We start from the raw sequence: 21,234 nt of genomic DNA, 5'->3' as shown, positions 1-21,234 counted from the left end.
CTGTGCCCGCTGCACTACACCATCAGTAGTCCGCCATGGGGACCGCCGCCGCGGCAGTGCTGGTCGAGAATGTCCAGGGCTTCGCGCAGGAAAGCGTCTCCGTGCCGGATATGGGTCGCCGCCTGCAGCATTCCTGCGGCGTCTTCGGTGCGCGCGGCGGAGATGCAATAGGGCAGACCGATCTCGTAGTCGGTGACTGCCTGCTGCAGCGTTCTGTTCAGCGCCCGCTCCGGGCTCGGCAGCTGTTGGTGTAGTTCGCTGACCGCGCCGGCGGCGGATTGGCATGCCGCAGCCGTGGCCGCGACATCGCGGCGGGTGGCAGCAGCGGCAATGGTGTTTCGCTCGGCTACCAGGTGACTGATCAGCGGCTCGGATTTGGTGCGCCATGCCGCCAGCGACTCGGGCGTCGGTGCAACCGCTTCGCTGTCCGGTGAATCCGGTTGTTCGGTGCGGTAGTGAGCCCAGGCCGATAGAACGGCGATCACGATCAGCAGAACAGTCCAACCCGCCGCCATGACCCGGCGTTCGTGGCCATAACGGTCGATCTTCTGCAGCGAGATACCCGTGTCAGCGCGGTGGAGGCTTGCTGTGGCCATGGCTGCGTCCCTGCCTCTGTGCAATCGAAAATGGCCGGGTGGGGCGGTGCATCTGGCTCAGCTATCCGCAAGATCGAGGACCTCGACGCTCAAGTACCCGCGACTTTCCGCGGTAATCCCGGAAACCGGGTATTTCTTCGCCGGCGGCGTTAGCCGAAGAAGCGCGGCAGCACCGCTTCGGAGGTCTCGCGCAATTCGGCCAAGGGGATGGTGAACAGCCCTTGCACCTCGATGCCGTCCGAGGCCTGGTCGACGACGCCGATGCGGACGGCGGGCAATCCCCGCGCCTCGCACATGGACCGGAACCGGCTCTCCTCGGTGCGGGGTACGGCGACCAGCACCCGTCCGGAGGACTCGGAGAACAATGTCACGAACGGGTCTGATCCCTCGGGAAGCACTATGCGACAACCGGTTTCACCGGCCAGCGCCGCCTCGACGACGGCTTGGGCCAGCCCGCCCTCGGAGAGGTCGTGTGCGGCGGTCACCAGTCCGTCCCGGGATGCCGCGCTGAGCACCTCGGCCAGGAGCTTCTCCCGCGCCAGATCCACGGTGGGCGGTCGGCCACCCAGATGGTCGCCGGCGATCTGCGCCCAGACCGATCCGTCGAGTTCGTCGCGGGTATCGCCGAGCAGAATGAGGGTTTCTCCGGGTTCGGCGCCCAACCCTGTCGGGATGCGCCGGCCGACGTCGTCGATCACGCCGAGGACGCCGACTACCGGCGTCGGCAGGATCGCCGACGATCCCGTCTGGTTGTAGAAGCTGACGTTGCCGCCGGTGACCGGGATGCCCAGAGCCGCACAACCATCGGCCAACCCGCGCACCGCCTGGGAGAACTGCCACATCACGCCGGGATCTTCGGGCGAACCGAAGTTGAGGCAATTGGTCACCGCGACCGGGGTGGCGCCGGTGACCGCCACGTTGCGGTAGGCCTCGGCCAGCGCGAGCTGTGCACCGGTGTAGGGATCGAGCTGGGTGTAGCGTCCCGACGCGTCGGTGGACAGCGCGATACCGCGGCCGGTCGCCTCGTCGATGCGCAGCACACCGCCGTCGGCGTGCTCGGCGAGCACCGTGTTGCCGCGCACGTAGCGGTCGTACTGTTCGGTGATGAATGCCCGACTGCACAGATGCGGACTGCCAAGCAGCGCAAGCAAAGTCGCGCGTAGCTCGGCACCGGTGGACGGGCGGGGCAGCCCGGCGGACGTGTCGGCGTTGAGGGCATCCTGTGCTTCCGGGCGGGCGACCGGACGCTGATAGACCGGCCCTTCGTGGGCGACCGTGCGCGGCGGCACGTCCACGACCGTCTCCCCGTGCCAGGTGATGCGTAGCCGGTCTCCGTCGGTGACCTCGCCGATGACGGTGGCCAGCACTTCCCATCTGCGGCACACCGCCATGAACGCCTCGACGTTCTCCGGTGCCACCACCGCACACATCCGCTCCTGGGACTCGCTGCACAGCACCTCGGCCGGGGTCATGTCCTTGGCCCGCAGCGGTACGGTGTCCAGATCGATGGCCATGCCACCGTCCCCAGCAGAAGCCAATTCCGAGGTGGCGCATGACAATCCGGCACCGCCCAGGTCTTGGATGCCGATCACCAGACCACCGGCGTAGAGCTCCAGGCAGCACTCGATGAGCACTTTCTCCATGAACGGATCGCCGACCTGTACCGACGGCAGCTTCTTACGTGAGTTTTCGGCGTCAAAGGTGTCCGACGCCAGCACCGACACCCCGCCGATGCCGTCCAGACCGGTCCGCGCCCCGAACAGGATGATCTTGTTCCCGGCGCCCGAGGCGAACGCCAGATGCAGGTCCTCTTGCCGTAGGACACCGACGCACAACGCATTGACCAACGGGTTGCCGGCGTAGCTGGCGTCGAAGACGGTTTCACCGCCTATGTTGGGCAGTCCCAAGGAGTTTCCGTAGCCGCCGATACCTCGGACCACCCCGTCCACCACGCGACGGGTGTCGGGCGCATCGGCGGCACCGAACCGGAGCTGGTCCATCACCGCCACCGGGCGCGCGCCCATCGCCATGATGTCGCGCACGATGCCACCGACGCCGGTGGCCGCGCCCTGGTAGGGCTCCACATAGGAGGGGTGGTTGTGCGACTCCACTTTGAAGGTGACCGCCCAGCCGTCGCCGATGTCGACGACTCCGGCGTTCTCGCCGATGCCGGCCAGCATGCCGGTGCGCATCTCGTCGGTGGTGGTCTCACCGAAGTAGCGCAGGTGCACCTTGGAGGACTTGTACGAGCAGTGCTCGCTCCACATCACCGAATACATCGCCAGCTCGGTGTCGGTGGGCCGCCGGCCCAGGATCTCCCGGATCCGCTGGTACTCGTCGTCCTTGAGACCCAACTCGTGGAAGGGTTGCGGCTGGTCGGGGCTGGTTGCGGCGTGCTCGACGGTGTCGATCGATGAGGGCTGCGCGCTCGTCACGCAGTCAGTCTAGGTTCACCCCGGCAAGCCGGCTGACTCTCGTACCGTCGAACTGCTCGGCCCACCAACCGGCCAACGCCGCGGGATCGGTGGAGTCGAAGGTGACGATTTCCAGTGTGGGCGTCGTAGCCCACGGCCCTAGGCCGGGGCCGAGTCGGGCGAAAGGAACGCGCTGAGCGCAGCCGCATAGGCGGGCACATCGTGCGCGCCCATCAACTCGCGCGCGGAATGCATGGCAAGTTGCGGGGCACCGACGTCGACGGTCGGGATGCCGGTGCGTGCGGAGGCCATCGGCCCGATGGTCGACCCGCAGGGCAGATCCGCGCGATGTTCGTACCGCTGCAACGCAACTCCGGCCTGGCGGCACGCCATCGCGAAAGCCGCTGCGGTGCGTCCGTCGGTGGCGTAGCGCAGATTCGGGTGCACTTTGACTACGGGCCCCCCGTTGACCTCGATGAGATGGCCCGGCTCGTGCCGCTCGGGATAGTTCGGGTGGGTCGCGTGGGCCATGTCGGCCGACGCCAGCAGCGAAGCGGGCAGCAGCCGCAGGTAGTCCTCCCGGGATCCGCCGCCCGCGAGCACGATTCGTTCCAGCACGGTCGTCAGGAGATTGGACTGTGCACCGTGATCCGAGGTCGACCCAACCTCCTCGTGATCGAAAAGCACCAGCACGGGCAGGAACTCGCCGGGCGAAGCATTCAGCAGCGCTTCCAGTCCCGCGTAGCAACTGGCCTGATTGTCCAGCCGCGGCGCGCTGAGCAGGCTGGCGTCCGCGCCGATCACCGCCGAGGGGGTCAGGTCGTGCGTCATCAAATCGGCGCCCAGCACGTCGGCGGCGGAAACCTCGGCACGCTCGGCGACGTAGGCGAGGAAGGACTCGACCGCGGTGCCGACCCCCCATACGCCGTTGACGTGCCGCTGCGGATCCAGCGTCAACGCCTTGCGATCGTCGGCCAGGTGGATGGCAAGCTGGGGCACCCGCAGGATGGGTTCGTCGATCCGGACCAGTTGGTGAGTCACCGTCGTGCCGTCGCGCAACGACAACCTGCCGCTGACACCCAGGTCGCGGTCCAGCCAGGAGTTCAGCCACGCGCCGCCATATGGCTGCAGCGCCACCACCTTCCACCCGGCCACCGACCGGTCGGGATGTTGTTTGACCCGCAGGTTGGGGCTGTCGGTGTGCGCGCCGACGATCCGGAACGGAGTCACACCGTCCAAGCCGTGCCAGGCGACCAGCGACCCCGCGCGGACGGTGAAGTAGCGGCCGGGCTGCGCCGGCCAGCGGTCGGTCTCGTCGAGTTCGCGGTATCCGGCGTCGAGCAACCGCGCGGCCACCGTGGCACAGACGTGGAAGGGCGACGGCGAGGCGTCGATGAACTGAGCGAGACCCGCGGCGCTCGCCGACATGGCGGACATGGTCACCATCATCGCTGTCCCGGACAGCACCGTTGGAGTTAGGGTCTGCAGCGTGCCTCCGGTTCAGCCCCAACCCGTTCTAGCACCGCTGACGCCCGCCGCCATCTTTCTCGTGGCGACCATCGACGAGGGCGGCGAAGCAACGGTGCACGACGCGTTGGGCGACGTCTCCGGCCTGGTGCGCGCGATCGGATTCCGCGAGCCCGCCAAGCGTTTGTCAGCGATCGCCTCGATCGGTTCCGACGCCTGGGACCGGCTGTTCTCCGGTCCGCGCCCGGCCGAGCTGCATCCGTTCGTCGCCTTGGCGGGACCGCGGCACACCGCACCCGCCACACCGGGAGACCTGCTGTTCCACATTCGGGCCGAGAGCCTGGACATGTGCTTCGAACTCGCGGGTCGCATCCTCGAGGCGATGGCCGGTGCGGTCACCGTCGTCGACGAAGTGCACGGTTTCCGGTTCTTCGACAACCGCGATCTGCTCGGCTTCGTCGACGGCACCGAGAACCCCGACGGCCCGATCGCGGTGAGCGCCACGGCAATCGGCGACGAAGACCCCGACTTCGCCGGCTCCTGCTATGTGCACGTGCAGAAGTACGTGCACGACATGACGTCGTGGAACTCGTTGACGGTCACCGAACAGGAGCGGGTGATCGGGCGAACCAAGCTCGAAGACATCGAGCTCGACGACAACACGAAGCCGGCCGATTCGCATGTCGCGCTCAACGTCATCACCGACGAGGACGGCGACGAGCTGAAGATCGTGCGCCACAACATGCCGTTCGGCGCGGTCGGCAAAGGCGAGTACGGCACCTATTTCATCGGCTACTCACGCACCCCCACGGTCACCGAAACGATGCTGCGCAACATGTTTCTGGGCGATCCCCCGGGTAACACCGACCGCATCCTGGAGTTCTCCACCGCCGTCACCGGCGGCCTGTTCTTCTCCCCCACCGTCGACTTTCTCGACGATCCGCCGCCACTGCCGCAACATAGACCGGCCGTTGCGGTACCCGGCCCGCCACCCCACGACGGTTCACTGCAAATCGGCAGCCTGAAAGGAACCTCCCGATGAACAACCTCTATCGCGATCTGGCGCCAGTCACCGAAGTCGCCTGGGCCGAAATCGAATTGGAGGCCACCCGGACATTCAAACGACACATCGCGGGTCGCAGGGTGGTCGACGTCAGCGAGCCCGGTGGTCCGGTGACGGCGGCGGTCAGCACCGGGCGACTCCTCGACCTGGAGTCCCCCGCCGACGGCGTGATCGCCCACCTCCGGGACAGCCGGCCCCTGGTACGGCTACGAGTGCCATTCGTACTGTCGCGCAATGAAATCGACGACGTCGAGCGCGGCTCCAATGACGCCGACTGGGAACCGGTCAAGGCAGCCGCCAAAAAGCTTGCGTTCGTTGAGGATCGAGGAATCTTCGAGGGCTATGGGCCGGCATCGATCGAAGGCATCCGCGGCGCCAGCTCCAACCCGCCGCTCACGCTGCCGGAGGACGCGCGTGACTTTCCCGACGTGATCACCCAGGCGCTGTCGTCGTTGCGATTGGCCGGGGTCGACGGACCGTATTCGGTCCTGCTTTCCGCCGACGCCTACACCAAGGTCAGTGAGACCACCGAGCACGGCTATCCCATCCGTGAGCACCTGCACCGGTTAGTGGACGGGGACATCATCTGGGCACCGGCCATCGACGGCGCTTTCGTGTTGACCACGCGTGGCGGCGATTTCGACCTGCAGTTGGGTACCGATGTGTCGATCGGTTACCTCAGCCACGACGCCGACACCGTGCAGCTGTATCTGCAGGAGACCCTGACCTTCCTGTGCTACACCGCCGAGGCTTCGGTGGCGCTCGCGCCGCCGGCGTAGCCCGAGAGCACCAGCACAGGCAGGAACTCGCCGGGCGAAGCATTCAGCAACGCTTCCAGTCCCGCGTAGCAACTGGCCTGGTTGTCCAGCCGCGGCGCGCTGAGCAGGCTGGCGTCCGCGCCGATCACCGCCGAGGGGGTCAGGTCGTGCGTCATCGTTGACGTGCCGCTGCGGGTCCAGCGTCAACGCCTTGCGATCGTCGGCCAGGTGGATGGCAAGCTGGGGCACCCGCAGGATGCTGTTGGGTGTCGGGTCAGCGCCGCGCCGTAGGTACCACAATGGCTCGGTAGTGGGCGACGGTCCTGCCCAAGTCTGCCCCTGGAGCCAAATATCTGCTGAGTGGGATGCCTGACCCAGAATATCCCGCGGCTCGATCTTCATCGATCCGGGCCGATGCATCGATGGCGCCGTTCGTGCATAATGGGATGGACAACCCATTACGGGGTGAAGGAGGACTTACATGCCGAAGGTTCATCACCATTACCTCGCCGTGGATGGCCGCCAACTGTTCTACCGCGAGTCGGGCAGTCCCGAGAGGCCCACAATCGTTCTCCTGCACGGCTTTCCGACCAGCTCATACATGTTTCGCAATCTCATCCCTGCTCTCGCAGGTCGCTATCACGTGCTCGCACCCGACCATCTGGGTTTCGGGTTGTCCGACGCGCCGCCGGTCGAGGAATTTCATTACAGCTTCGATTCGCTCACCGATTTGACTGCCGGATTGCTGCAACAGTTGGGAATCGATCGGTATGCCCTCTACGTCCAGGACTACGGTGCTCCGATCGGTTGGCGGTTGGCACTGCGCAACCCGGACGCGATCACTGCGGTCGTCACCCAGAACGGCAATGGGTACGACGCCGGCTTCGTGCCGCAATTCTGGCAGCAGGTGTGGGCATATCAGGACGACCCGTCCGCCGGCAACGAGGCCGCTATCCGAGGGTTCCTCAGCTTGGCGGCCACCCGGTGGCAATACCTCACGGGCGTCGCCGATCCGACGCTGGTGGATCCCGACTGCTGGCATCACGACTATGCACTGCTCGCGCGCCCCGGGAACGACTCGATACAACTGAAGCTGTTCCGCGACTACGCAACCAACGCGCCGATGTATCCCCGGCTGCACGAATACTTCCGCGCCACCGGGGTTCCGCTGTTGGCGGTGTGGGGCCGCGGCGATGAGATTTTCGGTCCGGCCGGTGCCGAAGCGTTCGCCACCGATCTGCCCGACGCCGAAATTCATCTACTCGAAGGCGGGCATTTTCTGCTGGAGTCGGCGCTGGATGACGTCGCCGCACTGATGCTCGGTTTCCTGGACCGGAATCTGGTACCAAGCTGACCAGCCGCCCGATATCAGTGGGCTGAATATCCCATAATCGCAGTGGCGGTCACGTTAGCCTGACGCGATGGATCCGGATGCCGACTCCCATCCGCGGTTGACGGCGAAGGGGCGTGCCACCCGCGATCGGATCGTGCTCGCTACCGCCGAGTTGATCGTGACCGACGGCCTCGCGGCATTCAACATGGACAACGTGCGCCGCGCCGCCTCGGTGAGCGGTTCTCAACTGGCGCATTACTTCACCGATAAGGGCGCCTTGATTCGTGCGGTGATCGGTCGCCAGATCGGCGTGGTGCTTGATTTCCATCGGCAGCCCAAGCTCGGCGGGTTGACCACCTTCGCCGACTTCGAGCGGTGGATCGATCTCAATATGCGCTACCTCAGACGCATCGAGTACACCGGCACACCGACCTACCACGCCCTGGCCGCCCAGCTGGCCAAGTCCGACAGCGCCACCCGGGAAGCACTTGCAGCGGGTTACCGGCAATGGATCGTGCTGCTCGAGCGCGCACTGCAGCAGATGAAAGACGACCGAGTTCTCGTCGCCGACGCCGACGTGCATGCGTTGGCCTCGGTCATTGTCTCCGCCCACCAGGGTGGCGGCACCCTGGCCTTCACCTATCGTGCCGAGTGGCCGCACGCCGACGCGATCCGCTTCGCGATCAACTATCTGCGCACCTTTGCGGTCGATCCCGCTGAACGGGTGGCGCGAGCGCCGCGGCGTGCGCGCGGACGTGCGTCCATCCCGACCCGAAGTGACGCGCCCGATGTTCGGTTGACCAGCAAGGGTTTGGCGACCCGGGCCCGCATTGTCGACGCCGCCGCCCGGCTGATCTTCGAGCGCGGGGTGGCGAATACCAGCATCGACGACGTGCGATCCAGTGCCGGGGTGAGTGGATCGCAGATCACGCACTACTTTCGCGACAAGCGTGAACTGACCCGGCACGTCATCGCCGCGCGTCACACTGGCGTGCAGGCCTTCCACACCCGCCCGGCGTTCGGCCGCCTGGACAACGTGGACGCCCTACAAGCCTGGGCCGACGCGTGTGTCGCCGATGTCGACTCCGTGTATCGGCTCGGAGGGTGCGTCTACGGTTCGCTGGCCGGTGAACTCATCGACGCCGACGATGACATCCATGCCGATCTGTCCGCCGGCTACGACGCCTGGATCGCGCTGTTTCGCGACGGCCTGCTCCAAATGCAGAGTCGCGGCGACTTGCGGCCCGAAGCGGATGCACGACATCTGGCAACATCTCTCGTCGCGGCACACCAAGGCGGTGCCATGCTGACCTTCGTGGCCGGTGATCCGGCTCCGATAACCGCCGCCGTGTATGCCGCCGTCGACTATGTGCGTTCGTTTTCCAGCCAACGCAAGGCCCCTCGTGCCCGATCGGGAAACCCCAGACGCGCCTCGAAATCCTGACCCGGTCTGGACATTATGGGTTGCCCAGCCCATAATAATGGGACATCTGGCCCATTACTGATGGAAAGTCTGAAAAGCTATGCCTGTCAAAGAAGTCAGCGTGTTGCCGAGCGCACCAGCCGTGGTGCGTGAATCGGCCGCCGTCGAAAACATGCGTGCCATCGTCTTGGAGCGGTTCGGCGGGCTGGACAGCCTGGTGTACACCGACATACCGAAACCGCTCCCCCGGAACGGCGAGGTGGTGATCGAGGTCAAGGCCTTCGGCATCAACCACGCCGAGTTGCACATGCGGCGAGGCGAGTGGGCCGAAGCTGCCGAGGTCAGTGGTATCGAATGTGTCGGCATCGTCGATTCCTGCCCGGGTGGCGAATTCCCGGTGGGTGCGAAGGTCGCGGCCTTGATGGGCGGCCTCGGACGGACTGTCAACGGCAGCTATGCACAGTTCACCCGGGTGCGCACGGGGAATGTCGCGCTCATCGAATCCGATCTACCGTGGTCGCAACTGGCTGCGTTGCCGGAAACGTACGCCACCGCCTGGACGTGTCTGTTCCGCAACTTGACCTTGCAACCCGGCCAGAGGCTGCTGATCCGCGGCGCCACATCGTCTTTCGGCCAGGCTGCGGTGAAAATGGCGGTCGCAGCCGGCGCCCACGTCGTCGCCACCGTGCGCAGTCCGAAACGCATCCCGATGCTGGAGGCACTGGGTGTAGAGCGCGTGGAACTGGAACGAACCAACCTGGCCGCTCACCTCGCCGAAGCCAAGAACCTGGATGCCGTCTTGGATCTGGTGGGAAACAGCACCATCCTCGACTCCCTCGACATGTTGCGCCGTGGCGGTTCGGCCTGCCTGGCGGGATGGCTGGGCGGACTCGCGCCGATCAGCGACTTCAACCCGCTGCTGCGGATGGCAAGTGGAGTGAACCTGAACTTCTTCGGCAGCTTCGTCTTCGGCACCCCCGGCTTCCCACTGTCCGACGTGCCGCTACAGGACATCGCCGAACAGGTCGCCGACGGCTTGCTGGATGCCCGCCCGGCACGGATATTCGGCTTCGATCAGATCCGCGAAGCACATCGGGTGATGGAGTCCGGCGATGCCGGCGGAAAGATGGTCGTCACCATCGATGCGGAGCGCAACTGAAGCCCGGAGCATGGTAACCCCGAACGCCGACGCCGAACGAGTTCGGCAATTCTCCCATGGTGTCTTCGCGGTGATCATCACCATCCTGGTGCTGAAATTGGAACCGCCGAAAGCTGATTCGTTCGGTTCGCTGCTGCCGCTATGGCCAACGGGTTTGAGCTACGTAGTCAGCTATTTGTTCATGGCGGTGGTGTGGGTCAATCATCATCATCTGTTCCATTACGCCCAGGCAGCCACAACAAGGCTGGTCTGGTCGAACTTCGCGCACCTGTTCTCGGTGTCGTTGATCCCGTTCACCACCGAATGGATTGCCGAATCCCGCCTGGCCGGGGCACCCGTGGCGGTATATGCGGCGGTGTTCGTACTGGTTGATGTCACCTATCTCGCGCTGTGCCGGGAAGCCATCGAGCGTTGTGCCGCCGAGGATGTGTCGCGACGGATGCGCACAATGTTGCACATGAGATCTTTCGTCACGATCGGCGGATTCGCGGCGGCGGCAGTCATCGCACCCAAGTGGTCAATGGCAGCGATGATCCTGATCTGCCTGTGCCTGGTCGGGTACTTGCGTCCCGACATCGGCGCACCTTCGAAGCGGGCTGCGCGGTAGCTGTGTCGCCTTCGATTCTGGTCTTCGACGTAAACGAGACATTGATTGATATCGACTCGACGGCAGCAGTTTTCGGTGAACTCTTCGGCGATCGCCGAGTGCTGCGCGAGTGGTTCGGTCAACTGGTGATGTATTCGATGACAGTGACTCTGGCTGAGCGGTATGTCGATTTCGGCGCCCTCGGTGAGGGCGTGCTGCGCATGCTCGGCCAAATTCACCAAGTGGATCTGACCCAGCATGACGTCAACCGGGTCAGCGCGGCGATGCGAATGTTGCCGGCGCATGCCGACGCCGCCGACGCGTTAGCCCTGCTGCGCAACAACGGCTTTCGACTGGTCACCCTGACCAATTCCCCGCACGTTCCTGGCCTGCCGACGCCACTGGAGAACGCCGGGCTGGCCGGTCTGTTCGAGCGGCAGCTCAGCGTCGACCCGTGCCGCGCCTTCAAGCCCGCGGCGGACGTCTACCGGCATGTCTGCCGGAAACTCGACGTGGCGCCCGATGAGTGCATGATGGTGGCGGCTCACGGCTGGGATCTTCTCGGAGCACAAAACGTAGGCTTCAGCACGGCGCTGGTCGTTCGCCCAGGCAACCAGCCGTTGCTCGTTCCGGGGCTCCCACAACCGGACCTCGTGGTGACGGACCTGCACGAGCTGGCTGAGCGCCTCACGGCCGCGAGGTAGCCGAGCTCGCTCACCGCCCGGGTAGCTTCATTGACAGAACCGAGCCGAAAGGACCGTGCAGCCATGCCGGAGGAGCAGGAGTTCGACGTCGTAGTGCTCGGCGCCGGTCCCGTCGGGCAGAACGTCGCCGACCGGACACGGGCCGCGGGCTTGAGCGTCGCAGTGGTCGAACGCGAACTCGTGGGTGGCGAGTGCTCCTACTGGGCCTGTGTGCCGAGCAAGGCGCTGCTGCGTCCGGTCCTCGCCGTCTCCGACGCCCGCCGCCTCGACGGTGCGCGCCAGGCGATCATCGGCCCCATCCATCCGGGAGGTGTCTTCGCCCGCCGCGACCGCTACGTGAGCGACTGGGACGACACCGGACAGGTCGAGTGGGTGGAAGGCATCGGCGCCACACTGATCCGCGGACACGGACGGCTGGATGGTCCGCGACGAGTTGTGGTCACCACACCCGGCGGCAAGGAGGTGGCGTTGTCGGTCCGGCATGCGGTAGTCGTCTGTACCGGGAGCCGGCCGGCGTTGCCCGACCTGCCGGGTCTGTACGACGCCCGGCCGTGGACCAACCGCGAAGCAACCGACAGCAGCGAGGTCCCGAACCGGCTCGCCGTGGTCGGCGCCGGGGGCGTCGGCGTCGAAATGGCAACGGCCTGGCAGGGATTGGGCGCTCAGGTCACATTGCTGGTCCGAGGATCACAGCTGTTGCCCCAGATGGAGCCGTTTGTCGGTGAGCTCGTCGGCCGCGGACTCGCCGACGCGGGCGTGGATGTACGCATGGGCGTATCGGTGCAGGAGCTGCGCCGGGCCTATCCCTATTGCCCGGTGTCGCTGGCGTTGAGCGACGGCACCGACCTGGAAGTCGACGAGATACTTTTTGCCACCGGCCGAAAACCGCTCACCGATCACATCGGCTTGGAGACGGTCGGGCTGACGCCGGGCAGTTGGCTGGATGTCGACGACACCTGCCGGGTCAAGGGAATCGAAGACGGGTGGCTGTACGCGGCCGGCGACGTCAACCACCGCGCGCTGCTGACCCATCAGGGCAAGTACCAGGCCCGCATCGCCGGTGCCGCCATCGGTGCGCGCGCCACGGGACGACCGCTGGACACCGAACCGTGGGGCGCGCACGCGACCACCGCGGACCATCACGCCGTGCCGCAGGCGTTCTTCACCGATCCTGAAGCCGCGGCGGTGGGACTGACCGCCGAGCAGGCCGCCCAGGCCGGCCGCCGCACGAAGGTCATCGATGTCGAGATCGGCGATGTCGTCACGGGCGCCAAGCTTTTCGCCGACGGATATGTCGGTCGGGCCCGCATGGTGGTCGACGTGGACAGCCGGCATGTGCTGGGCGTGACCCTGGTGGGTCCGGGTGTCACCGAACTGCTGCACGCGGCCACCATCGCCGTCGCCGGCGAAGTGTCCATCGACCGGTTGTGGCATGCGGTCCCCTGCTTCCCGACCATCAGCGAGCTGTGGCTGAGACTCCTTGAGGCTTACCGGGATTCGTTCTATGTCGTCGTCTAGCCGAGCCGGTTTCTTCGACACTCGCGTGGGTCTCATCCTGGCTCTGACGATCAACGGCCTGGCGGTGAGCGCGTACCCCGATATAGTTGCCGTCTCCCAGAAAGCGGAACGCTACGGCTTTGATTCGGTGTGGTTGTGCGACCACTTCCTGACCATCAGTCCCGACGACTACGTCAAGGACGCCGGCATTGCCGACGGACCCGCCGGTGTCGACTCCGGCGCGCAGCCCACGTCGCTGCCTTTGCTGGAGTGCTGGACGGCGCTGAGCGCGCTGGCTCGCGACACCACTCGACTGCGGCTGGGCACCAGCGTGCTGTGCAACTCCTACCGCCACCCTTCGGTGCTGGCGAAGATGGCCGCCACGTTGGACGTCATCTCCGACGGGCGCCTGGATCTGGGCCTGGGCGCGGGCTGGTTCGAGCGCGAGTTCAATGCCTACGGCATCCCGTTTCCGCCGGTCCGCGACCGGGTCTCGGCACTCGAGGAGTCGCTGCAGGTGCTCAGGGCGGTGTGGACAGAGGCGAATCCCAGCTACGCCGGTCAGTTCTACACACTCGACGGTGCCGTGTGTGATCCGCCGCCGGTCCAGCAACCCCATCCCCCGCTGTGGGTGGGTGGTGAAGGCGACCGCGTCCAAACCATCGCCGCCCGTTCGGCGCAGGGGCTCAACGTGCGGTGGTGGTCACCCGAGCAGGTGAGCCGGCGCCGGGACTTCCTGAACCGGGCGTGCGAGTCGGCCGGGCGTGACCCCGGCACGCTTCGGGTGTCGGTGACGGCGTTGCTGGCACCCACCGAATCCGTCGAGCAGGAAGCGCGGATCCGCGCGGAATTCGCTTCGATTCCCGAATCGGGACTCATCGTCGGGTCCCCCGAACGGTGCGTCGAGCGCATTGGGCAGTACCAACGCTGCGGAATCGATCAGTTCCTCTTCACGATCCCGCACGTCGTCCGGTCCGATTATCTCGATGTCGTTGGGCGTGAGATCATTCCCTCGATCAAGGCGGCCTGAGCTGGGCGCTGTCGCTCAGCGAATTCTCAACTGATTCTTGGCAATCGCTTTCCGTCGCAGAAGGATTCGCATAGCCGCCGGCCTCAGCATGGCTACCATGACTGCGCTTTCGGCCGAGCCCTTCAGCACCAGCCTGATCGAACGCTATCTGTATAGCCGCGGTCGGCGCTTCTTCCGGGGCCGGCACGACGGCGAGTTCTTCTTCGTCCTCTCCGACAGCCGGCGCCTGCACGTCCACCTCGAGATCCCGGCCCTGCACGCCGACGTGTGCACGATCCGGGTCACACCGGCGTGCTTCTTCCCGGCCATCGAGCGCGCCCACCTGTCTCAGTTCGCCGACAGCTGGAACGAGCACAACCGCGACATCACGGCGATCGTGCACGCATCGTCGGATCCGCAGCGCATCGGCGTCACCGCCGAGCAATCCCGCTGGTTCGGCGAGCAGGTCAGCTTCGACGACTTCGCGGCCTTCGCCGACCGCGCCCTCAGCGCCGCGATCGACCTCTTCCGCAGGCTGGACCCGGCCGTCGAACTGCCGACCGCGCCGTTGCTTCTCGACGCCGGCTGACGGTCAGCCGATCAGCACCTTGTCCACGCGCGGCTCGCCCAGTTTGCGGCCTATCGCACCCCACGGGTCGGCGTAGCAGCCCGGCGCGTCCCGGTACGCCGCACGTCGCCGCAGCAGCATCCGCGCCAGCGGTGCCACCAGTCGCATCGGATGGCGACGCCAACCGGTCGCCGCACGCATCTCGGCCAGCATGTCCGGCCAGCTGTGCTGCTGAAATGCCAATGCCTGCTGAGCCTGGGTGGTGTCCATCCAGTCGGTGACGAACCAGTCCTCGTCGCTGTCGGGATTGCCGGGCCGGCCGACCGGCAGCACATCGTTCAGACCGCGGGTGGCGGCGAGCGCGGCGCCGACCTCGCCCTGCCGCAACTTGTGCGAGTCGTCGCCGGCAACCAGCAGGATCTCGCCCACCACGGCATCCCGTGCGGCAGTGGTCGCGGCGGCGAATGCGGCCGCGACATCGCGGACATCGACGCTGTGCATCCGCCCGTCGGCCGGCAGCGCACTTTCGAAGAACAGCGCGTCGAGGGTGAACGGCATCGCACCGGGGTCGACGCTCATGACGCCGCCGAGTCGCAGGATCACCCAGTCCAGGCCGGAGTGGCGGACGTGCTGCTCGGCCTCGGCTTTGTGCGCGCCGTAGAGATCCGAGGGATCCACCGGGCTCTCAGCGGTGAGCAGTTCGTGGTGACGGTGCGGGTTGCGGGCGCCGTGCACGGCGTTGCTGGACGCCTGGATGAAGCGGGGTGGACGCCGGCACGACTCGGCGGCGCGCAGCAGCGAGACGGTGGCGTCGACGTTGACCAGGCGCGCCAGGTCAGGCTTGCCGTAGATGACCGGCGGGATGACCGCGGCCAGATGGATGATCACCGTCGGTTCGACCTCTGGGACCAAAGTCGCCACGGCGTCCGGGTCGGTCAGGTTGGCCCAGCGCGCCTTGACGCCCGCCGGCAGTGCCCTGGCGGCTTTGCGCTGGGCGGAGGTGCCGATGTCGGTGGCGACCACTTGATGGCCGTCCGCGGCCAGCCGTCGTACGGTCTGCGAACCGACGAGTCCGAATCCTCCGGTGACCAGAACTTTCTCGGGCATTCTCTCCCCTGACCTCGCCATATGTGCGGTATGCCACATCCGGTGATAATGACATTCTCTTAATTTGAGAGTAGCATGTTCTCTACGGACGTAGAGAGGTCTAAAGGGGTAATTCCCATCACAGGCCGGATATCAAACGCAATCGGAGAACATTCATGGGCGCCGCCAGCAACACCCCTGACCACCGCGAGATCGCCAAGTGGGATCCCGCGTTCACCAAGCAGGTCATCGATGCCGTCGCGCCCGCGATGAAAGTCTGGCATCGCGCGGAGGTGCGGAACCTCGACAACATCCCGCCGGCCGGCGGTGCGTTGGTGGTGTCCAACCACTCCGGTGGCATGTTCACCCCGGACGTGTTCATCTTCTCCCCGGCCTACTACGACGCTTTCGGCTACGACCGGCCGGTCTACACCCTGGGCCACTACGGCCTGTTCATGGGACCCATCGACGGCTGGCTGCGCCGACTCGGGGTGATCGAGGCAAGCCGGGAGAACGCCGCCGAAGCGCTGCACTCCGGCGCGCTGGTGTTGGTTTTTCCCGGCGGCGACTACGACTCGTACCGGCCCACGTTCAGCGCGAACACCATCGACTTCAACGGACGCACCGGCTACGTCCGGACGGCCATCGAGGCCGGGGTGCCGATCGTTCCGACGGTGTCGATCGGCGCTCAGGAGACCCAACTGTTCCTGACCCGCGGCAACTGGCTGGCCCGCCGCCTGGGCCTGAACAGGTTCAGGTCAGACATCCTGCCGGTCAGCTTCGGTTTTCCGTTCGGCCTGAGCGTGTTCTTCCCGCCGAACGTGCCGCTGCCCGCCAAGGTGGTCACCGAGGTGCTCGAGCCCATCGACATCCTCGCCGAGTTCGGTGAGGATCCCGATGTCGCCGAGGTCGACGCCCATGTCCGTGCGGTGATGCAGGAAGCGTTGGATCGCTTGGCCGGCCAGCGCCGGCTGCCCATCCTGGGCTGATCGGAGGCCGTGACGTGCGAAGGCTCAACGGCATGGACGCGATGCTGCTCTACAGCGAGACGCCCAATCTGCACACGCACACCTTGAAGGTGACCGTCATCGACGCGTCGGGCTTCGACGGGACGTTCGGATTCGACGTCTTCCGGCGGCATCTGCAGCGCAAACTGCACCAGCTGGAGCCCCTGCGCTACCGGCTGGTCGAGGTGCCGTGGCGGCTCAATCACCCGATGTGGCAAGAGAACTGCGCCGTCGATCTGGACTACCACCTACGGCGGGTGCAGATCCCGGCACCGGGTGGACGCCGCGAACTGGATCGGGTGATCGGCGAGATCGCGTCCACGCCGCTGGACCGTAGCCGACCCCTGTGGGAGTTCCACTTCGCCGAAGGACTGGCCGACGGCCGGTACGCCGTGATCGGCAAGGTGCACCACTCGCTGGCCGACGGCGTCGCTTCGGCGAACCTGCTGGCGCGCGCCATGGATCTGACCGAGATGACCCTCGTCGCGGGCGAAGAAGGCAGCGGCACAACGACGTTCGCACCGCTGGTGCGCCAGGCGATGCGTGACCATGTGCGGCAGATCGCCGAACTGCCGGGTCTGGTCAAGGACGCCGCGTTGGGGATGGCCCGGGTGCGCCGCCGCGCCCGCGAGCGCGGCAGCCATCCCGATCTGGCCGCCGGGTTCGACGCTCCGCCCACCTTCCTCAACCACGTCGTGTCGCCGCAGCGCCGATTCGCCAGCGCCGCACTGCCGTTGGCCGATGTCAAGGCGACCGCAGCCGACTTGGGTGTCACCATCAACGACCTGATCCTGGCCACCGCCGCCGGAGGCCTACGGACGCTGCTGCTCGACTACGACGGGATCGCCGATCGTCCGATCATCGCGTCGGTCCCGACGGCCACCGACAAGTCAGACCGCGTCAGCGGCAACGAGATCAGCGGTCTGTCGGTGTCACTGCCGGTTCACGTCGCCGACCCGATGGAACGGGTGCGGTTGGTGGCGTTGGCCACCCGGGTGGCCAAGGAAGATCACGAACTCCTCGGCCCCAGGCTGTACGGGCGACTGATGAACTACCTGCCGGCCGCCGTCGCCCCGGCGATGTTCCGGTGGCTGGGCCGGCGCGACGCGCCCAACAAGATCATGAACGTCGCGGTGTCCAGCGTCATCGGACCGCGTCGGCGTGGCCACTTCGGCGGCGCGCCGGTCACCGAGATCTACTCCACAGGCGTGCTGTCACCGGGCGCACCCGTCAACATCACCGTCTGGAGTTACGCCGACCAGCTCGGCGTCGCGGTACTCACCGACGACCGGACATTCGCCGACCCGCACGACGCGACCGACGCGATCAGCGCCTCCTTCGACGAATTGCGCACGGCCGCAGGGTCTTACGTGAGCCTGTCGGCCTGAGTCTCAGGCGGTCAGCACCGCGTCGAGCGCCGAGTAGAACAGGCCCAGGCCGTCGTCGGAAGGGCCGGTCAGCGCTTCGGTGGCGTGTTCGGGGTGCGGCATCAGTCCGACGACGCGGCCGTTGGCCGAGCTGATACCGGCGATGTCGTTGAGAGAGCCGTTGAGGTTGTCCCGGTAGCGGAACACCACCCGGCCCTCGCCTTCCAGCTCGTCGATGGTTTCTTTCGGCGCCACGTAGCGGCCCTCACCGGACTTCAGCGGGATCAGCACGTCCGCGTCGGACTCGAAACGAGACGTCCACGCCGTCGACGTCGAGGACACGCGCAGCCACACGTCGCGGCAGATGAAGTGCAGGCCGGCGTTGCGGGTCAGGGCGCCGGGCAGCAGCCCGGCCTCACACAGCACCTGGAAACCGTTGCAGATTCCCAGTACCGGCATGCCGCGACCGGCCGCGGCGACCACTTCGCCCATCACCGGCGCGAACCGGGCGATCGCCCCCGCGCGCAGGTAGTCGCCGTAGGAGAAACCGCCGGGCACCACCACGGCGTCGACCGCTTTGAGGTCGGCGTCGGCGTGCCAGAGGTTGACGGCCTCGGCTCCGGCCAGTCGCGCCGCGCGGGCGGCATCTACGTCGTCGAGGGTGCCTGGAAAGGTGATGACGCCGATACGGGCCGTCACCGCGGGTCCCGGCTGATCGTCCAGTCCTCGATCACGGTGTTCGCCAGTAGCGATTCCGCGATCTCGGCAAGCACGGAGTCGTCGACGGAGTCGTCGACCTCCAACTCAAACCGCTTGCCCTGCCGCACATCTGAGATCCCCGGATGTCCGAGGCGCCCCAGCGCGCCGACGATCGCCTGACCCTGCGGGTCCAGAATCTCCGCTTTGGGCATCACGTGCACGACCACCCGGGCCACGCGCTCCTCCTGTCGAAAGTGGGTCCACCCGGCAGACAACAGTCCAGGCGGCAGGCCGGAGCCAACTCTACCGGCGATCGGCGGGGTGTGGTCAGGCGACCAGAATCAGTCCGTCGCCGCCGAGGTCGGTGATCCGTCGGTGCGCTTCGCCGGCGGGGTCCAGGGCGGCTTCGGACAGCGCGGTCCAGGCGTTGAGCGTCAGCGGGTCTGCGGATCGGGACGATCTGGCGCGCGCGGTCCGGGCCGCCTGGAAGAACTTGGCGATGCGGGGATGCTCGAGGTTTACGTTCAACGCGTCGCACCGGGCACCGGCGATTTCGGCCAGCGCAATGCTGTTGACCCCGAGCAATACCGGCGGCCTGGGCGTCGGCAACGGAAAACCGGCCCAGGTCGCTTCCCTGGCGGGGTTCCACTGGGCGTCGCACAGGTCCAGCACCTCGATCAGACGCTGATGACGCAGCGGCATCGAGTCGGCCAACGGGATGCCGAGGAGTTGGTGCTCCCGCGACCACGGACTGCTCGGCGCGGCGCCGGCCCCGAGGCCGAACACGAAGCGCCCGCCGCTGATCTCCTGCGCCGAAGCGGCCGCCGCGACCGTGACTCCGGCCGGCCGGTTGGCCGCGTTCACCACCAGGGTGCCGATCCGGATCGACGAGGTGGCCGCGGCCAGCGCACCGGCCAGTGTGAAGCACTCCAGCATCCGGGTTCCCGAGAGCATCGCACCGGACAGGTGGTCGAACACCCACGCCGTGCCGAACCCCTCAGCTTCGGCGCGCAGTACCTTGTCCCGCAGCTCCGGCCACGGATGGATGGCCGCGCTGTACAGCACGTCGACGGTGACCATTCGCCGAACCTACCGGAAAGCCGCAGCAGCAGAGAACATTTCAGTGTTCACGGGCAGGAGCCGAGGTAGGCCTCGCACAACGGGGCGGTGATGGCGTCCAGGACCGCGGCGTCGGAGAGCACCGGCCACGGCACCTCCGGGGACCCCGTCGTCCACAATGTGAGCTCGCTGATCGTGCTGCTGGCCGCGTGCGCCACCAGATAGGTGTGCATGACGACCGGTCCGCTGATCACCGCCGCCATACGCGTCGGCTCGTCGTCGGTGACCGACGGCGACTGGGCGGGGGCGCCGAGCTGACAGCCGCGCAGCGCGGCGACCGCGGTGCCGTACACCGACGCCGCGACGGCGCCGCCCCGAGCTGTGTCGCCGCGCCAGTGCAGGATCAGCGCCTGCAGTTGCCACTGGCCGTCGGAATGAGTCACCAGCGCGCGGGACGAGACCGCGGAGTCGCGGCTGTCCCGCGGGAAGGCTGGGGTGTTGCAGACCTGCTCGAACCTGAATTGGGGTGTCGGGGCACCGCCGGTCATGGGCACGGCCACGCCCGCCAAGGCCGGCCACCGGTACACGGCGTCGAGCGGCACCGACGGGTGCTGAATCCAGGCCGTCGCCGGGATTTGATCGCAGATCGGCGGACACGTTTGCGGATCGGCGTGCGCGGGCGTCGCTACGATCACCGTCGCCACGGCGAGGACCAGGGTGCCGGCGACCATCATCGTCGCCAGAAACATCCTCAGCTGCACCGCCCCCATCAAGGCACAATCGTAAACATGCAACTGACCCATTTCGGGCATTCCTGCCTACTCGCCGAGTTCGGTCCAACCAAGCTGCTTTTCGATCCCGGCAGCTTCGCGCACGGATTCGAGGGCATCACCGGCTTGTCCGCCATCGTCATCACGCATCAGCACCCCGACCACGTCGACGTGTCCCGGCTGCCGGCGTTGCTGGACGGCAACCCGGACGCCGCGCTGTACGCCGACCCGCAGACCACTGCGCAGCTGGGCGAGCCGTGCCGCGCGGTGCACGTCGGCGACGAGCTTTCGGTTGGGCAGCTGACCATCCGGGCGGTCGGCGGGCGTCACGCCGTCATCCACCCGGAAATCCCTGTGGTAGACAACATTTCGTATCTGGTCGGCGACGGCGAGCACCCCGCCCGGCTGATGCATCCCGGTGACGCGTTGTTCGTGCCGGACGAGCCGGTGGACGTGCTGGCCACTCCCGCGGCGGCGCCCTGGATGAAGATCTCCGAGGCCGTCGACTACCTGCGCGCGGTGAACCCCGCGCGGGCGGTGCCGATCCACCAGGGCATCGTGGCGCCCGACGCGCGCGGCATCTACTACGGCCGGCTGACCGAGATGACCAGCACCGACTTTCAGGTACTCCCCGAGGAGGACGCGGTCACCTTCTAGCGCCGAGGGCGG

21 protein-coding genes and 2 pseudogenes are annotated in these 21,234 nt (G+C 66.6%); 13 read left to right on the top strand and 10 right to left on the bottom strand.

Annotation, left to right across the window (positions count from 1 at the left end; translation table 11 throughout):
- Positions 1–14 precede the first annotated feature (14 nt).
- The 4 genes and pseudogenes from AC5Y46_RS03600 to AC5Y46_RS03585 form a co-directional block, all read right to left on the bottom strand.
- A complete protein-coding gene (locus AC5Y46_RS03600; RefSeq protein ID WP_499943549.1) occupies positions 15–596 on the bottom strand; it encodes a hypothetical protein in 582 nt (193 codons plus the stop codon).
- 149 nt (positions 597–745) lie between these two features.
- On the bottom strand, positions 746–3,031 hold the full coding sequence (gene purL / locus AC5Y46_RS03595) for a phosphoribosylformylglycinamidine synthase subunit PurL (protein ID WP_499943550.1): 2,286 nt from the start codon (positions 3,029–3,031) through the stop codon (positions 746–748).
- A 19-nt stretch (positions 3,032–3,050) separates the two neighbouring features.
- A pseudogene (locus AC5Y46_RS03590) lies at positions 3,051–3,146 on the bottom strand (VOC family protein); the annotation flags it as partial.
- Positions 3,147–3,169: 23 nt separating this feature from the next.
- A complete protein-coding gene (locus AC5Y46_RS03585) occupies positions 3,170–4,438 on the bottom strand; it encodes a M18 family aminopeptidase (protein WP_499943680.1) in 1,269 nt (422 codons plus the stop codon).
- Between the two features lie 7 nt (positions 4,439–4,445).
- Between AC5Y46_RS03585 and AC5Y46_RS03580 the strand changes: the two genes are divergently transcribed.
- The gene (locus tag AC5Y46_RS03580; RefSeq protein ID WP_499943681.1) at positions 4,446–5,519 is read left to right on the top strand and encodes a Dyp-type peroxidase; all 1,074 of its coding nucleotides are present in this window, start codon (positions 4,446–4,448) and stop codon (positions 5,517–5,519) included.
- Entirely contained in the window at positions 5,516–6,319 is an 804-nt protein-coding gene (locus tag AC5Y46_RS03575) for a family 1 encapsulin nanocompartment shell protein (RefSeq protein ID WP_499943551.1), read from the top strand. The genes AC5Y46_RS03580 and AC5Y46_RS03575 overlap by 4 nt, the downstream gene beginning before the upstream one ends.
- Here AC5Y46_RS03575 and AC5Y46_RS03570 read toward each other — a convergent pair.
- Positions 6,295–6,556: pseudogene (locus tag AC5Y46_RS03570) on the bottom strand (M18 family aminopeptidase); the annotation flags it as partial. The gene AC5Y46_RS03575 and the pseudogene AC5Y46_RS03570 overlap by 25 nt on opposite strands.
- 223 nt (positions 6,557–6,779) lie before the next feature.
- Between AC5Y46_RS03570 and AC5Y46_RS03565 the strand changes: the two are divergent.
- The 8 genes from AC5Y46_RS03565 (at position 6,780) to AC5Y46_RS03530 (ending at position 14,598) form a co-directional block, all read left to right on the top strand.
- The gene (locus AC5Y46_RS03565) at positions 6,780–7,652 is read left to right on the top strand and encodes an alpha/beta fold hydrolase (RefSeq protein ID WP_499943552.1); all 873 of its coding nucleotides are present in this window, start codon (positions 6,780–6,782) and stop codon (positions 7,650–7,652) included.
- 67 nt (positions 7,653–7,719) lie between these two features.
- Positions 7,720–9,075 (top strand): TetR/AcrR family transcriptional regulator, encoded by a 1,356-nt coding sequence (locus AC5Y46_RS03560; RefSeq protein ID WP_499943553.1) that lies wholly within the window; start codon positions 7,720–7,722, stop codon positions 9,073–9,075.
- Positions 9,076–9,154: 79 nt separating this feature from the next.
- On the top strand, positions 9,155–10,213 hold the full coding sequence (locus AC5Y46_RS03555; protein ID WP_499943554.1) for a zinc-binding dehydrogenase: 1,059 nt from the start codon (positions 9,155–9,157) through the stop codon (positions 10,211–10,213).
- Positions 10,214–10,223: 10 nt separating this feature from the next.
- Entirely contained in the window at positions 10,224–10,820 is a 597-nt protein-coding gene (locus AC5Y46_RS03550; RefSeq protein ID WP_499943555.1) for a TMEM175 family protein, read from the top strand.
- A gap of 2 nt (positions 10,821–10,822) precedes the next feature.
- Positions 10,823–11,503, top strand: coding sequence for a haloacid dehalogenase type II (locus tag AC5Y46_RS03545; RefSeq protein ID WP_499943556.1), 681 nt, complete (start codon positions 10,823–10,825; stop codon positions 11,501–11,503).
- Positions 11,504–11,566: 63 nt separating this feature from the next.
- Positions 11,567–13,021, top strand: a complete 1,455-nt coding sequence (locus tag AC5Y46_RS03540; protein ID WP_499943557.1) for a dihydrolipoyl dehydrogenase family protein — start codon at positions 11,567–11,569, stop codon at positions 13,019–13,021.
- Positions 13,008–14,030, top strand: a complete 1,023-nt coding sequence (locus tag AC5Y46_RS03535; RefSeq protein ID WP_499943559.1) for a TIGR03619 family F420-dependent LLM class oxidoreductase — start codon at positions 13,008–13,010, stop codon at positions 14,028–14,030. Before AC5Y46_RS03540 ends, AC5Y46_RS03535 begins: the two co-directional genes overlap by 14 nt.
- Positions 14,031–14,127: 97 nt before the next feature.
- Entirely contained in the window at positions 14,128–14,598 is a 471-nt protein-coding gene (locus AC5Y46_RS03530; RefSeq protein WP_499943560.1) for a hypothetical protein, read from the top strand.
- Between the two features lie 3 nt (positions 14,599–14,601).
- Here the strand turns inward: AC5Y46_RS03530 and AC5Y46_RS03525 are convergent, their stop codons facing one another.
- Positions 14,602–15,684, bottom strand: a complete 1,083-nt coding sequence (locus AC5Y46_RS03525; protein WP_499943561.1) for an NAD-dependent epimerase/dehydratase family protein — start codon at positions 15,682–15,684, stop codon at positions 14,602–14,604.
- Positions 15,685–15,839: 155 nt separating this feature from the next.
- Between AC5Y46_RS03525 and AC5Y46_RS03520 the strand changes: the two genes are divergently transcribed.
- A complete protein-coding gene (locus AC5Y46_RS03520) occupies positions 15,840–16,652 on the top strand; it encodes a lysophospholipid acyltransferase family protein (protein ID WP_499943562.1) in 813 nt (270 codons plus the stop codon).
- Positions 16,653–16,666: 14 nt separating this feature from the next.
- A complete protein-coding gene (locus AC5Y46_RS03515) occupies positions 16,667–18,058 on the top strand; it encodes a WS/DGAT/MGAT family O-acyltransferase (protein WP_499943563.1) in 1,392 nt (463 codons plus the stop codon).
- A 3-nt stretch (positions 18,059–18,061) separates the two neighbouring features.
- On the opposite strand, the gene purQ is transcribed toward AC5Y46_RS03515, so the two are convergent.
- The 4 genes from purQ to AC5Y46_RS03495 all read right to left on the bottom strand — a co-directional run bounded on the left by purQ (position 18,062) and on the right by AC5Y46_RS03495 (position 20,607).
- Positions 18,062–18,736, bottom strand: coding sequence for a phosphoribosylformylglycinamidine synthase subunit PurQ (gene purQ, locus AC5Y46_RS03510; RefSeq protein ID WP_499943564.1), 675 nt, complete (start codon positions 18,734–18,736; stop codon positions 18,062–18,064).
- On the bottom strand, positions 18,733–18,972 hold the full coding sequence (gene purS / locus AC5Y46_RS03505; protein WP_499943566.1) for a phosphoribosylformylglycinamidine synthase subunit PurS: 240 nt from the start codon (positions 18,970–18,972) through the stop codon (positions 18,733–18,735). The genes purQ and purS overlap by 4 nt, the downstream gene beginning before the upstream one ends.
- Positions 18,973–19,063: 91 nt before the next feature.
- Complete coding sequence (locus AC5Y46_RS03500; RefSeq protein ID WP_499943568.1) at positions 19,064–19,816, bottom strand: LLM class flavin-dependent oxidoreductase; 753 nt, start codon at positions 19,814–19,816, stop codon at positions 19,064–19,066.
- A 47-nt stretch (positions 19,817–19,863) separates the two neighbouring features.
- A complete protein-coding gene (locus AC5Y46_RS03495; RefSeq protein WP_499943569.1) occupies positions 19,864–20,607 on the bottom strand; it encodes an ATPase in 744 nt (247 codons plus the stop codon).
- On the opposite strand from AC5Y46_RS03495, the gene AC5Y46_RS03490 reads away from it, so the two are divergent.
- The gene (locus tag AC5Y46_RS03490; RefSeq protein ID WP_499943570.1) at positions 20,584–21,222 is read left to right on the top strand and encodes an MBL fold metallo-hydrolase; all 639 of its coding nucleotides are present in this window, start codon (positions 20,584–20,586) and stop codon (positions 21,220–21,222) included. The genes AC5Y46_RS03495 and AC5Y46_RS03490 overlap by 24 nt on opposite strands.
- Positions 21,223–21,234: the final 12 nt, after the last annotated feature.

It is taken from the genome of Mycobacterium sp. NGS59, from assembly GCF_059812345.1.
The sequence above is the reverse complement of the archived record's forward strand: the minus strand, read 5'-3'. Positions and strand labels throughout refer to the sequence as shown.